The organism is Paracoccus haeundaensis, from assembly GCF_006239215.1.
Classification (GTDB): domain Bacteria; phylum Pseudomonadota; class Alphaproteobacteria; order Rhodobacterales; family Rhodobacteraceae; genus Paracoccus; species Paracoccus marcusii.
Genome location: NZ_VDDC01000007.1, coordinates 109,579 through 121,703, shown reverse-complemented (window position 1 = coordinate 121,703; position 12,125 = coordinate 109,579). Strand labels below are relative to the sequence as shown.

Here is a 12,125-nt window from a genome sequence, read left to right as displayed (position 1 = left end):
GGACTGCCGAGGTTTCTTGGCCCGGATCTTGATGGCCCGGATTTGGTCTTCTGCGTGCAGTCTAGACGAACCACTCCCGCTTGGGTAGGGCGCGGGCGCGCTTAGTGCAGCAGCGATTCCGGGTCCGGCGCGGTCCCGAACCAAGGCGTCATCTGCGCGATGATGACCGAGTTTTCGGCCAGCGCCCGATCCATCAGCGCGCGTTCCGCCTCGTCGATCTCGTGGCCGTCGGCCAGACGCTCGTCCAGCGTGCCATAGCCGGTGACGTCCAGGGGGGCCATGTCGGCCTGCTTCAGGATCGCCACGGTCTCTCGCACGGCCTCGGGTTCGTCGTTGGCCGGGGCATAGCAGACCAGCCCCGCCCCGGTGGCGCCCTTGGGCAGACCGTCGCCCTTCCGCCTGCCCAGCTCGACGACCAGCGTGAAGACCTTCATGGCTTACTCCATCGGTTTTGCGCCGCCCTGGGCGCGTTCGGCCCCTTCGGGCCATTCGGGGGCCTGCCACATGCGGTTGCCGCATTCGGGGCAGGGCGCACGGGTGGCGATGATCTGCGCGCCCGCGGACGCGCCGCACATGGCACAACATGTCTGCCCGTCCATCGCAAGCGCCTTTGCGGGCGGGGGCGGGCCGTTCACCAGATGTTCGGGCGGCAGCAGCGACAGGCCGGGCTGCACCTGCGACCGGCGAAAGACGGACAGTCCGCCGCCCGCCTCCAGATAGGCGGCGCGCAGCTCTCCAAGGTTGCCGACGCCGGCCAGGCGCAGCATCGCCTTGATCTCGGCCAGGCCCAGGTCGCGCTGCGATGCCGCCTCGGGCAGGATGCGCCCGTCCAGGACCAGCGCCACGGGGCGGCCGTCGATGATGCGCTTGGCCCGGTCGAACCGCACGATCAGCCGGTCCAGCACCTTGTTCAGCCCGACGACCACGGTGATGACCGCCATCGCCGCCAGCAGCGGCACGTCGGGATAGAACATCGCGTCGCCCACGGCGGACCCCAGGGCGATGACCAGCAGGAACTCGACCATCGACAGCTGCGCCACGCCGCGCCCGCCGATCCAGCGGATCATCAGCAGCGCATAGACATAGACCAGCACGGTGCGGACCAGGATCTCGGCATAGAACAGGGGTGGATGCTCGCCCAGGAACATCCGGGCAAGATCGAAGGGGATGACCGGTTGGTCCATGAAAGGCCTTTCGCGGCAGGGAATGCTGCACAGCCTATAACCGTGCCCGAACCGAGGGGTTCCGCCGCCTGGTCCCGCCCGCTAGGGTCCGCGCAGCAGCAGGGGGGCATGCCATGAGCGACAGTCTGGAGCGGGTCCGCGCGGCCCTGGACGCGGCCGGCGTCGCGGTCGACATCCGCGAGATGCCGGGCAGCACCCGCACCGCCGCCGAGGCCGCGGACGCGGTCGGCTGCGCGCTGGACCAGATCGCCAAGTCGATCATCTTTCACGGCCAGGACAGCGGAGCGGTGCTGCTGTTCCTGACCGCAGGCGGCAACCGGGTCGATCCCGACAAGGCCGCGACGCTGGCCGGAGAGCCGTTGGGCCGGGCCGATGCGGCGCTGGTGCGGGCGCGCACGGGGTTCGCCATCGGCGGTGTCGCGCCGGTGGGGCATCTGTCGCCGGTCAGGGCCTTCCTGGACCCGCGCCTGGCCGATTTCGTGCAGGTCTGGGCGGCGGCGGGCACCCCGCGGCATGTCTTTGCCATCGCGCCCGACCGGCTGCAGGCCGTGACCGCCGCACGGACCGGTGATTTTGTCGCATGAACCCCGCGGCGGGTCCGGGGCGTTGGGACGCGACATCTGAAAGGAAGCCCCGATGACCCAACCCATGATGACCCTGAACGACGGCCGGACCATGCCCCAGCTGGGCACCGGCATCTGGCAGATCGAGGATGCGAAGACCCCCGAGGTCGTGGCCGAGGCGCTGCGCATCGGATACCGGCTGATCGACGGCGCTGCCGCCTACAAGAACGAGGCCGGGATGGGCCGGGGCATCCGCGACAGCGACGTGGCCCGCGACCAGATCTTCGTCACGTCCAAGCTGTGGAACGACGCGCAGGGGCATGACGCCGCGCTGCGGGCCTTTGACGCGACGATGGAGCGGTCGGGGCTGGATTATTTGGACCTGTACCTGATCCACTGGCCGTTGCCGGCGATGGACGCCTATGTCGACAGCTGGAAGGCACTTATCCGCCTGCGCGACGAAGGGCGCGTGCGGTCCATCGGCGTCGCGAATTTCCACGAGCCGCATCTGCGTCGCCTGATCGACGAGACGGGCGTCGCGCCCGCGCTGAACCAGATCGAGCTGCACCCTTCGCTGACGCAGGAGCGCATGCGGGCGGTGAACAAGCAGCTTGGCATCGTCACGCAAAGCTGGACCCCCCTGGGCCGCGGCGACAGCTTCGACGCCCCCGCGATCCGCGATGCGGCGGCGCGCACGGCGCGGACGGTGGCGCAGGTGATCCTGCGCTGGCACATCCAGCACGGGCTGTCGGTCATTCCGAAATCGGAAAAGCCCGAACGCCTGGCCGAGAATTTCGACGTGCTGGACTTTACCCTGACGCCCGAGGAGATGTCGGCCATCGACGCACTGGACCGCGGTCATCGCACCGGGCCGGACCCGGACACGTTCGACTATCGTCAGCCGCTGTAACCCAGCAGGCGACGCATCAGGGGGCTGGCGGGGTCCGCCAGTCCCTCGATCACGTCGAAATGGTGGCGGCCGGGGTCGATGACGCATTCGGTCGCCGCGCCCAGCCCCGCCCAGGCATCCGCCAGCAGCCGGGCATGGCGGATGAATTCAGGCCTTTCGGCCCCCCCGACCCAAGTCGTGACCGGGATGCCCATGCGGGGTTCCAGCAGGGCGGGGCTTTCGGATGCGGCCTCGGCCGCGTCCAGGCGCAGGGTGTCGTTCATCGCCGTGCGCATCAGCGGACGCAGGTCGGTCAGGGGAGAGATGGGGACGCAGGCGGTGACCCGCGCGGCCACCGTTTCGGGCAGCACCCCCGGACAGATCATCCGCGCCGCCAGATGCCCACCCGCCGAATGACCGGTCAGCGCGATGGGCCCTGCGATGCGACCCGCCGCTTCTGCGATCTGCTCCGCGACGATGCGGGTCATGTCGGCAATGCGCGCCTCCGGCGCCAGGGGATAGCCCGGCAGAACGCAGGCCCAACCCTCCGCCAGCGCGCCGCCCGCCAGATGCGACCACAGCGTCGGGTCGAACCGCATCCAGTAGCCGCCATGGATGAACACCATCAGCCCGCGCAGGTCTCCCTCCGGCAGGAACAGATGCCCCCGGCCCAGATCCTGCGGCGGATGGGCGGCGCGGAAGGCCGCCGCCGCCTCGGTCCAGCGGGGGACATAGGTGTCGGCATGCGGGATATGCGCGCCATTGGCATAGGCGTCGTCCCAGTCGGTGATCTGATACAGCATGGTTCCCCCTCTTTCGGGCAGCCAATCGCGGCGCTATCGTCGCGTCAAGAGGGAGCCCATGATGACCGATTTCACCAAGACCCGCGCCGCGTTCCACCTGCCGGACGGCATGACCTATCTGGACGGCAATTCCCTGGGGCCGATGCCCCGCGCCGCCGCCGATCGGGTCGCAACCATGATGGCCGACGAATGGTCGGAGATGCTGATCACTGGCTGGAACAAGGCGGGCTGGTATGTCCAGCCGCGCAAGGTCGGCGACCGCATCGCGCGGCTGATCGGCGCGGAGGATGGCCAGGTGGTCATGGGCGATACGCTGTCCATCAAGGTGTTCCAGGCGCTGAGCGCGGCGCTGGCCCTGCGGCCCGATCGCCGGGTGATCCTGTCGGACAGCGGCAACTTTCCGTCGGACCTGTACGTGGCCGAGGGGATCGCCCGCGCCCTGGGCGCGACCCTGCGCGTCGTGGCCCCCGAAGAGGTCGAGGCGGCCATCGGCCCCGACCTGGCCGTGCTGATGCTGACCGAGGTCGATTACCGCACCGGCCGCCGTCACGACATGCCCGCCCTGACTGCCCGCGCGCATGACGCCGGCGCGCTGGCCATTTGGGATCTGGCCCATTCGGCGGGGGCGGTGGACGTGGACCTGCGGGGGTCGGATGCCGATTTCGCGGTGGGCTGCACCTATAAATACCTGAACGGCGGTCCGGGGGCGCCGGCCTTCATCTGGACCCATCCGCGCCACGCCGAACAGGCCGAGCCGATCCTGCAGGGCTGGATGGGCCATGCCGCGCCCTTCGCCTTCGACCAGGAATACCGCCCCGCGCCGGGGATAGAGCGGATGCGCGTGGGCACGCCCCCCGTCATCGCGCTGAGCGCGTTGGAGGCGTCGCTGGACATCTGGGACACGGTCGACATGGCCGCGCTGCGGGCGCGATCGATCGAACTGACCGAGGCGTTCATTGCGGGGGTCGAGGCGCAATGCCCAGACCTGGCCCTGAACAGCCCGCGCGACCCGGCGCGGCGCGGCTCTCAGGTCGGGTTCCGCCATCCGCAGGGCTATGCGGTGATGCAGGCTCTGATCGCGGCGGGGGTGGTCGGCGACTTTCGCGCGCCCGACGTGCTGCGCTTTGGGTTCGCGCCGCTTTACAACGATCTGGACGACGTGTCGCAGGCGGTCGCGACCTTGGCGCGAATCCTGCGCGACGGCAGCTGGGACAGTGCGGAATTCCGTCGCAAGGCTGCGGTGACCTAGGGTAAGGGGGCTTTCCAAGGCGGCCAAAACCGTCGACAGATTGAGCCACAGATGTCGTGGATCGGTTCCGATGTTCAAGCTGCTGCCCCTTGCCCTTGCCATGATGATTCCCACGCTTGCGGCGGCCCAGGCCGCCCCCGACGATATCCGCGTGCGCATCGTGACCGCCCGCACCCAGCCTCTGGACCTGGACATGCAGCTGTCCGGAGAGATCGAGGCCGTCGACACGCTGGAGCTGGGCTTTCGCCAGGGCGGCCGCGTGACCGAGGTGCTGGTGGCCGAGGGCGACAGCGTCGTCGCGGGTCAGCCCCTGGCCCGGCTGAACGCGGTCCAGCAGGATCAGGCGCTGAACGTCGCGCTGGCGGGCCTGGCCGCCGCGCGCGCGGGCAGCGACCAGGCCCGGCAGGCCCGCGATCGCGCCGATGCGCTGCTGGCGCGGGGGGTCGGCACGCGGGCGGCGGCCGATCAGGCCGAGCAGGCGCTGTCCCAGACCCAGGGGGCGCTGGAGCGCGCGGAAACCGCGGTCGAACAGGCGCGGCGCGCCGTCGACGATGCCGTGCTGCGGGCGCCCGAGGATGCCGTCGTGACCGACAAGTCGGTGGCCCCCGGCCAGGTGGTCGCCGCCGCGCAGCCGGTGCTGACGCTGGCCGCGCTGTCGGGGCTGGAGGCCGTCTTTCACGCGCCCGACGACCCGCTGCTGCACGACATCCTGGGCCGCGACGTGCGGATGGAGACTCTGGACGTCGACCGTCCCGACATGGTCGGCACCGTGACCGAGATCGCGCCCCTGGTCGATCCGCAGACCGGCACGGTGACCGTGCGCGCGCGGCTGCTGACGCCCAATGCCGGGATCGTCCTTCTGGGCGCGTCGGTGCGCGGGCATCTGAGCATGGCGATGGAAAAGGGCGTGGTCGTGCCCTGGACCGCCCTGATGCGGTCGGGCGACGATCCGGCCGTCTGGGTGGTCGACGATGACGGGCGCGTGGCGCTGACCAAGGTGGTCATCAACCATTTTGCGGACAGCACGATCTTCGTGTCCGAGGGCCTGTCCGACGGAAAGCGGGTCGTGGGCGACGGGGCGCAGCTGCTGTATCCCGGCCGCCGGGTCCGACCGGTCGCGGAGGGCGTGCAATGAGGGCCCTGATCCTGGCCGGCGTGCTTGCGCTGGCCTGCGGGCCGGCCGCGGCGCTGTCGCTGCCCGACTGGCTGGGCCTTGGCGGTCAGGCAGAAAAGCCCGCGGCCCCGCCGCGCCCGGTGGTCAGCGTGATCGTGGACGATCGCGGCCTGGACGCGCGCTGGATCCCGGGCGTGGTCGAGGCGCGTACCCAGGTCCAGCTGGGCTTTCAGACCCTGGGCCGGATGATCGCGCGGCCTGTCGATCTGGGCGATCAGGTGGCGGCCGGCGATCTGCTGGCGCAGCTGTCCACGGACGATCTGGCCGCGACAACCCGCGCCGCGCGCGCCGCCGTCGATGCCGCGGACGTGCAGGACCGCACCGCGCGCGCGACGCTGGAACGCACGCAGGCGCTGGCGGCGCGCAACGTCGCCTCGAACGCCCAGCTGGAACAGGCTCAGCAGGAGGCCAGCGCCGCCGCCGCCGCGGTCGAGCAGGCCCGCTCGCAGCTGCTGCAGGCCGAGGATGCCGAAGGGTTCGCCAAGATGACCGCGCCTTTCGCCGGTGTGGTCAGCGCCGTCTATGAGGTGCCGGGCGCGGTCGTGGATGCGGGCGCGCCCGTGATCCAGCTGTCGGCCCAGGACACCCCCGAGGTGGTGATCGACCTGCCCGAACAGGCGCTGGTCGGGCTGGCACCGGGCGCCGACTTTACCGTCTGGCATCGCAGCGACCCCCAGGTCGAGATCGCGGCTACGCTGGACCGGGTCGACCCCATCGCCGACAGCGCCACCCGGACGCGGCGGCTGTACCTGACGCTGCCGCCCGGCGCGCCGTTCCGCCTTGGCGCGCTGGTGCGGGCGCGGTTCGGCACGGTCGATGCGCCATCCCTGTCGCTGCCGGCCGAGGCGCTGGTCGCCACCGAGGGCATGCCCTTCGTCTGGCGGGTGATCCGCGACGATGCGGGGGCGCGGGTCGAACAGGCCCCCGTGCAGGCGGCGGCCCCCTTTCGCGGGCGCGTCTCCATCACCCACGGCCTTGACGCGGGCGACGAGGTCGTGATCCGCGGCGTGAAATCCCTGGCCCCCGGCCAGCCCGTCGGCCGGAGGCTGGAGCCGTGAGCACCCCCAAGACCCGCTTCAACCTGTCCGACTGGGCACTGAAGCATCGCAGTTTCGTGTGGTTCCTGCTGATCGTGTCGATGATCGCGGGCACCATCAGTTACCTGAACCTGGGCCGCGAGGAGGACCCGGACTTCACGATCAAGACGATGATCATCGGCGCGGCCCTTCCCGGCGCCACCATCGACGAGACGCTGAAGCAGGTCACCACCCGCATCGAGACCAAGCTGGAGGAGCTGGACGAGCTGGACTTCACCCGCTCCGTCACCACGCCGGGTCAGGCGGTCGTCTACGTCGAGCTGGACCCCACCATCCGCGGCCCTGCCGTCCCCGAGGTGTGGAAGCGGGTCCGCCAGATGATGGGCGACATCCGGCCCGAATTCCCCCAGGAATTCGCGGGCTTTCAGTTCAACGACAATTTCGGCGACGTGTTCGGCAACATCTATGCCTTCACCGCCGATGGGTTCACGCCGCGCGAGCTGCGCGACCGGGTCGAGGCGATCCGTCGCCAGGTCGCGGCCCTGGACGCCGCCGGCAAGACCGAGCTGCTGGGCGTGCAGGACGAACAGGTGTTCCTGGAATTCTCCGCCGCGCGACTGGCGGCCCTGGGCCTGAACCAGGCGCAGGTGATCCAGACCCTGGCCCAACAGAATGCCATCGCGCCGTCCGGCGTGATCCAGGCCGGGCCCGAACGCATCCTGGTGCGCGTCGGCGGCCAGTTCGACGGGGCGGAATCGATCGAGGCCGTGAACCTGCGCGTCGGAGAGCGGTTCTTCAATCTGGGCGACGTGGCTACCGTCACACGCGGCTATCAGGACCCGCCCACATCGCTGTTCCGCCACAACGGCCAGCCTGCGATCGGGCTGCAGATCGGCATGCGCCAGGGCGGCAACATCCTGGAGTTCGGCGCCGAACTGGAGGCGCTGATGGACCGCATCGCCGCCGACCTCCCCATCGGCATCGAGATGGCGAAATTCGCCGACCAGCCGCATGTGGTCGAAGACGCCGTGGGCCATTTCGTCAAGGCCCTGGCCGAGGCCGTGGCCATCGTCCTGGTCGTCAGCTTCATCAGCCTGGGCCTGCGCGCGGGGCTGGTGGTGACGCTGACCATCCCGCTGTGCCTGGCGATCACCTTCGTGATCCTGGACCTTTACGGCATCACGCTGCAGCGGATCTCTCTGGGCGCGCTGATCATCGCCCTTGGCCTGCTGGTCGACGATGCGATGATCGCCATCGAGACGATGATCTCAAGGCTGGAGATCGGGGAATCGCTGACCGATGCGGCCAGCTATGCCTGGACCTCGATCGCCTTTCCGATGCTGACCGGCACGCTGGTGACGGTCGCGGGCTTCATCCCCATCGGTCTGAACAGCTCTGCCGCGGGAGAGTTCACGTTCTCGCTGTTCGTGGTCATCGCGGTGTCGCTGATCGTGTCCTGGATCGTGGCGGTGCTGTTCGCGCCGCTGCTGGGGGTCACGTTCCTGCGCGCCGATATGGGGCATGGCCACAAGGGGCCGGGCCGGTTGCGGCGCGCCTTCCACGGCCTGTTGCGGGCGGCGATGCGGTTCAAGTGGCTGACCATCGCGGTGACGCTGGCGATCTTTGCGACATCGGTCTGGGGGATGCGGTTCGTGGAACAGCAGTTCTTCCCCACCTCCGACAGGACCGAGGTGCTGGTCGACATCACGGAACGCCAGAACGCCTCGATCGCGCGGACCCGCGCCGACATGGACCGGCTGGAGGCGAGCCTGGCGGATGATGACGACGTGCTGTTCTGGACCTCCTATGTGGGGCAGGGGGCGCCGCGCTTCGTGCTGTCGATGGACGTGCCCACGGCAGGGCCGCATATGGGCCAGATCGTGATCCAGACCCCCGACCTGGCCGCGCGCGACCGCGTCAAGGCGCGGCTGAGCGCGCTGGCGGCCGCCGAATTTCCGGGCGTCGACATCTATGTCAAGAACCTGGAAATCGGCCCGCCCGTGGGCAAGCCCGTCCAGTACCGCGTGACCAGCCCTGACACCGACGCCGCCCGCGACGCGGCCCAGGGCCTTGCCACGCTGATCGCCTCCGAGCCGCGCCTGCGCGACATCGCGCTGGACTGGAACGAGCCCGCGCGCATGGTCCGCCTGGTCGTGGACCAGGACCAGGCCCGCCGGCTCAGCGTGACCAGCCAGGACATCGCCCAGGCCCTGTCGGCCCTGTTCAGCGGCACCAGCGTGACGCAGCTGCGCGACGACATCTTCCTGATCGACGTGGTCGCCCGCGGCGTGGCCGACGATCGCCAGTCGCTGGCCTCGATCCGCAACATGCAGCTGAACCTGGCGGACGGGCGGGTCGTGCCGCTGGCCGCGCTGGTGACGCTGGAATACGGATCCGAACAGCCGCTGATCATGCAGAGAAACGGCCTGCCCACCGTCACGGTCAAGGCCGCCATCGGCACCGCCGACCAGCCCGCGACCCTGGTCACGGCGCTGGCCGCTCAGGTGGCCGAATATCAGGAAACCCTGCCCCCCGACGTCCGCATCGAGGTCGGCGGCAGCGTCGAGACCTCGGCCGACAGCCAAGCGCCCATCGCCGCGGTGGTGCCGGTGATGCTGCTGATCATGGCCGTCCTGGTCATGGCGCAGATGCAAAGCTTTCGGATGTCGCTGGTGGTGATCGCCGCTGCGCCCCTAGGGCTGATCGGCGTGGTGGCGGTGCTGGTGCCCTTCGGCGTGCCGATGGGCTTCGTGGCGATCCTGGGGATCCTGGCGCTGATCGGCATCCTGATCCGCAACTCGGTCATCCTAGTCCACGAGATCCAGGAGCTGCTGCACAAAGGCCGCAGCCAGTGGGACGCCGTATTCGAGGCCTCGGACAGCCGCGCCCGCCCCATTCTGCTGACCGCGGCTGCGGCGTCGCTGGCGCTGATCCCGATCTCGCGGCAGGTGTTCTGGGGGCCGATGGCCTATGCGATGATGGGCGGCATCATCGCCGGCACGCTGGTAACGCTGGTCTTCGTGCCCGCGCTTTACTGCGCGGTATTCCGGGTCAGGCCGCCCCGTCCCTGAAGCGTCCGTCTCCAATCCAATCGGACCTGAACCGTCCGGGCGGGGGGGCCGGGGGGCGGCAGCCCCCCGGCCGTCGCGGGACGCAAGAGAACGCCCCGGAACCGCGTTCCGGGGCGCCCGTGCCTCACTCTGCGGCGTCGCGTTTGGGCAGCACCCAATCGGGGCGCGGGAAATGGCAGGTATAGCCGTTGGGGAACCGCTCTAGATAATCCTGGTGCTCGGGCTCGGCCTCCCAGAAATCGCCCACCGGCTCGACCTCGGTCACGACGCGTCCCGGCCAGATGCCGGATGCGTCAACATCCGCGATCGTGTCCAGCGCCACCTGCTTCTGTGCCTCGTCCGCGTAATAGATCGCGGAACGATAGCCCGGCCCGATGTCGTTGCCCTGCCGATTCGGCGTGGAGGGGTCGTGGATCTGGAAGAAGAACTCCAGCAGCCGGCGATAGCTGATCAGGTCGGGGTCGAACATGATCTCGATCGCCTCGGCATGGGTGCCGTGGTTGCGATAGGTCGCGTTGGGCACGTCGCCGCCGGAATAACCGACGCGCGTCGCGATCACGCCCGGCATGCGCCGGATCAGGTCCTGCATGCCCCAGAAGCAGCCACCGGCCAGAACCGCACGTTCAACCATGATGCGCCTCCTCGACCTGGGCCAGATAGTCGCCGTAACCCTCGGCCTCCATCCGGTCCTTGGGGACAAAGCGCAGCGACGCCGAATTGATGCAATAGCGCAGCCCGCCCTGATCGCGCGGACCGTCCGGGAAGACGTGGCCCAGATGGCTGTCGCCGTGCTTGGACCGCACCTCGACCCGGACCATGCCGTGGGTGGTGTCGCGATGCTCGGTCACGTTGCCGTCGATGGGCTTGGTAAAGGCGGGCCAGCCGCAACCGGAATTGTATTTCGTGCTGCTGACGAACAGCGGCTCTCCCGAGACGACATCGACATAGATGCCCGCATCGAAATGGTGGTCGTATTCGCCGGTGAAGGCCCGCTCGGTGCCGTTCTCCTGGGTGACGCGATACTGCTCCGGGGTCAGCCGGGCGATCGCGTCGGGGGTTTTCTCATAGGCCATCTGGTCCTCCACGGATGGGACGGTTCGATCCCCTATATGGGAAGCGCCCCGCCCATCCGCAAAGGTCACAGGCGCGAAACGGCCTCTTTCGCGGCTTGATATTCCGCAGCCAGCCGGTCGATGCGCGCGCCGGCCGGTTCGATCGCGCGCACGGCCCCGATGCCCTGGCCCGCGCCCCAGATGGTGGACCAGGCCTTGGGCTTCGACGATCCGTCGCTGAAGTTCATCGCGCTGGCATCCGCCCCCGCCAGATTGTCCGGGTCCAGCCCCGCTTTGCGGATCGACGGCGCCAGGTAGTTGCCCGAGACGCCCGTGAACAGCGACGAGGTCACGATGTCGGCCGCCGTGCTGTCCACGATCATCTGCTTGTAGTCGGGCTGGGCATTCGCCTCCTCGGTCGCGATGAACGGGCTGCCGATATAGGCCAGATCAGCCCCCATCACCTGCGCCGCCAGCACCGCGCGCCCGGTGGCGATCGAGCCCGACAGCAGCAGCGGCCCGTCGAACCAGTCGCGGATCTCCTGGATCAGCGCGAAGGGCGATTGCGGCCCGGCATGGCCCCCCGCGCCCGCCGCCACCGCGATCAGCCCGTCGGCGCCCTTCTCGATGGCCTTCTTCGCGAACATGTTGTTGATCACGTCATGCAGCGCGATCCCGCCGCAGTCATGGGCGGCCTGGTTCACCTCGACCCGCGCGCCAAGCGAGGTGATCCAGATCGGCACCTTATGACGGTGACAGATCTCGATGTCGCGCTCCAGCCGCGCATTGCTGCGATGCACGATCTGGTTGACCGCGAAGGGGGCGGCGGGGTGGTCGGGGTTCGCCTGGTTGTGACGGTCCAGCTCCTCTTCGATCCGGGTCAGCCAGGCGTCCAGCATGGACGGCTCGCCGTCCTTTTCGCGGGCGTTCAGCGCCGGAAAGCTGCCGACGATGCCCGCCTTGCACTGCGCGATGACCAGATCGGGCCCCGAGACGATGAACATGGGCGAGGCGACGACCGGAATGCGCAGGCCCTGCAGGATCGGTGGCAGCATGGATGATCTCCCTTGGATTTGCGTCACGATGCCCGCGCCTTGGGCAGC

Annotated in this window: 12 protein-coding genes; 6 read left to right on the top strand and 6 right to left on the bottom strand. The window is 69.2% G+C overall.

All coding sequences use genetic code 11. The annotated features are described in order from the left end of the window. Positions 1 to 101: 101 nt before the first annotated feature. Positions 102 to 434 (bottom strand): hypothetical protein, encoded by a 333-nt coding sequence (locus FHD67_RS20845; RefSeq protein ID WP_045982818.1) that lies wholly within the window; start codon positions 432 to 434, stop codon positions 102 to 104. Positions 435 to 437: 3 nt separating this feature from the next. Next, positions 438 to 1,184 carry a DUF421 domain-containing protein gene (locus tag FHD67_RS20840; protein WP_046000691.1) on the bottom strand — a complete coding sequence of 249 codons (747 nt, stop codon included), beginning with the start codon at positions 1,182 to 1,184 and terminating at the stop codon, positions 438 to 440. Between the two features lie 113 nt (positions 1,185 to 1,297). On the opposite strand from FHD67_RS20840, the gene FHD67_RS03490 reads away from it, so the two are divergent. Together FHD67_RS03490 and FHD67_RS03485 are read left to right on the top strand one after the other, a co-directional pair. Continuing rightward, positions 1,298 to 1,768: a YbaK/EbsC family protein gene (locus tag FHD67_RS03490; RefSeq protein ID WP_046000692.1), complete on the top strand. Its 471-nt coding sequence runs from the start codon at positions 1,298 to 1,300 to the stop codon at positions 1,766 to 1,768. Between the two features lie 52 nt (positions 1,769 to 1,820). Further along, on the top strand, positions 1,821 to 2,657 hold the full coding sequence (locus FHD67_RS03485; RefSeq protein ID WP_139597823.1) for an aldo/keto reductase: 837 nt from the start codon (positions 1,821 to 1,823) through the stop codon (positions 2,655 to 2,657). Here the strand turns inward: FHD67_RS03485 and FHD67_RS03480 are convergent. Further along, positions 2,645 to 3,439 (bottom strand): alpha/beta hydrolase, encoded by a 795-nt coding sequence (locus FHD67_RS03480; RefSeq protein ID WP_139597822.1) that lies wholly within the window; start codon positions 3,437 to 3,439, stop codon positions 2,645 to 2,647. The two genes, FHD67_RS03485 and FHD67_RS03480, sit on opposite strands and share 13 nt — an antisense overlap. A gap of 61 nt (positions 3,440 to 3,500) precedes the next feature. Between FHD67_RS03480 and kynU the strand changes: the two genes are divergently transcribed. The 4 genes from kynU to FHD67_RS03460 all read left to right on the top strand — a co-directional run bounded on the left by kynU (position 3,501) and on the right by FHD67_RS03460 (position 9,970). Beyond that, a complete protein-coding gene (gene kynU / locus FHD67_RS03475; RefSeq protein ID WP_139597900.1) occupies positions 3,501 to 4,688 on the top strand; it encodes a kynureninase in 1,188 nt (395 codons plus the stop codon). Between the two features lie 70 nt (positions 4,689 to 4,758). Then, positions 4,759 to 5,823 (top strand): efflux RND transporter periplasmic adaptor subunit, encoded by a 1,065-nt coding sequence (locus FHD67_RS03470; RefSeq protein WP_139597821.1) that lies wholly within the window; start codon positions 4,759 to 4,761, stop codon positions 5,821 to 5,823. After that, complete coding sequence (locus tag FHD67_RS03465; RefSeq protein WP_139597820.1) at positions 5,820 to 6,920, top strand: efflux RND transporter periplasmic adaptor subunit; 1,101 nt, start codon at positions 5,820 to 5,822, stop codon at positions 6,918 to 6,920. Before FHD67_RS03470 ends, FHD67_RS03465 begins: the two co-directional genes overlap by 4 nt. Continuing rightward, positions 6,917 to 9,970 carry an efflux RND transporter permease subunit gene (locus FHD67_RS03460; RefSeq protein WP_139597819.1) on the top strand — a complete coding sequence of 1,018 codons (3,054 nt, stop codon included), beginning with the start codon at positions 6,917 to 6,919 and terminating at the stop codon, positions 9,968 to 9,970. The genes FHD67_RS03465 and FHD67_RS03460 overlap by 4 nt, the downstream gene beginning before the upstream one ends. A 124-nt stretch (positions 9,971 to 10,094) precedes the next feature. Here FHD67_RS03460 and msrA read toward each other — a convergent pair whose 3' ends face one another. The 3 genes from msrA to FHD67_RS03445 all read right to left on the bottom strand — a co-directional run bounded on the left by msrA (position 10,095) and on the right by FHD67_RS03445 (position 12,077). Then, a complete protein-coding gene (gene msrA / locus FHD67_RS03455; protein WP_046000698.1) occupies positions 10,095 to 10,601 on the bottom strand; it encodes a peptide-methionine (S)-S-oxide reductase MsrA in 507 nt (168 codons plus the stop codon). Further along, the gene (gene msrB, locus FHD67_RS03450; RefSeq protein ID WP_045982827.1) at positions 10,594 to 11,043 is read right to left on the bottom strand and encodes a peptide-methionine (R)-S-oxide reductase MsrB; all 450 of its coding nucleotides are present in this window, start codon (positions 11,041 to 11,043) and stop codon (positions 10,594 to 10,596) included. Before msrB ends, msrA begins: the two co-directional genes overlap by 8 nt. A 65-nt stretch (positions 11,044 to 11,108) precedes the next feature. Then, entirely contained in the window at positions 11,109 to 12,077 is a 969-nt protein-coding gene (locus FHD67_RS03445; protein ID WP_139597818.1) for an NAD(P)H-dependent flavin oxidoreductase, read from the bottom strand. Positions 12,078 to 12,125: the final 48 nt, after the last annotated feature.

Coding starts and splice junctions, on each gene's coding strand:
- FHD67_RS20845 (WP_045982818.1), bottom strand. CDS start 434: ATGAAGGTCTTCACGCTGGTCGTCGAGCTGGGCAGGCGGAAGGGCGAC.
- FHD67_RS20840 (WP_046000691.1), bottom strand. CDS start 1,184: ATGGACCAACCGGTCATCCCCTTCGATCTTGCCCGGATGTTCCTGGGC.
- FHD67_RS03490 (WP_046000692.1), top strand. CDS start 1,298: ATGAGCGACAGTCTGGAGCGGGTCCGCGCGGCCCTGGACGCGGCCGGC.
- FHD67_RS03485 (WP_139597823.1), top strand. CDS start 1,821: ATGACCCAACCCATGATGACCCTGAACGACGGCCGGACCATGCCCCAG.
- FHD67_RS03480 (WP_139597822.1), bottom strand. CDS start 3,439: ATGCTGTATCAGATCACCGACTGGGACGACGCCTATGCCAATGGCGCG.
- kynU (WP_139597900.1), top strand. CDS start 3,501: ATGACCGATTTCACCAAGACCCGCGCCGCGTTCCACCTGCCGGACGGC.
- FHD67_RS03470 (WP_139597821.1), top strand. CDS start 4,759: ATGTTCAAGCTGCTGCCCCTTGCCCTTGCCATGATGATTCCCACGCTT.
- FHD67_RS03465 (WP_139597820.1), top strand. CDS start 5,820: ATGAGGGCCCTGATCCTGGCCGGCGTGCTTGCGCTGGCCTGCGGGCCG.
- msrA (WP_046000698.1), bottom strand. CDS start 10,601: ATGGTTGAACGTGCGGTTCTGGCCGGTGGCTGCTTCTGGGGCATGCAG.
- msrB (WP_045982827.1), bottom strand. CDS start 11,043: ATGGCCTATGAGAAAACCCCCGACGCGATCGCCCGGCTGACCCCGGAG.
- FHD67_RS03445 (WP_139597818.1), bottom strand. CDS start 12,077: ATGCTGCCACCGATCCTGCAGGGCCTGCGCATTCCGGTCGTCGCCTCG.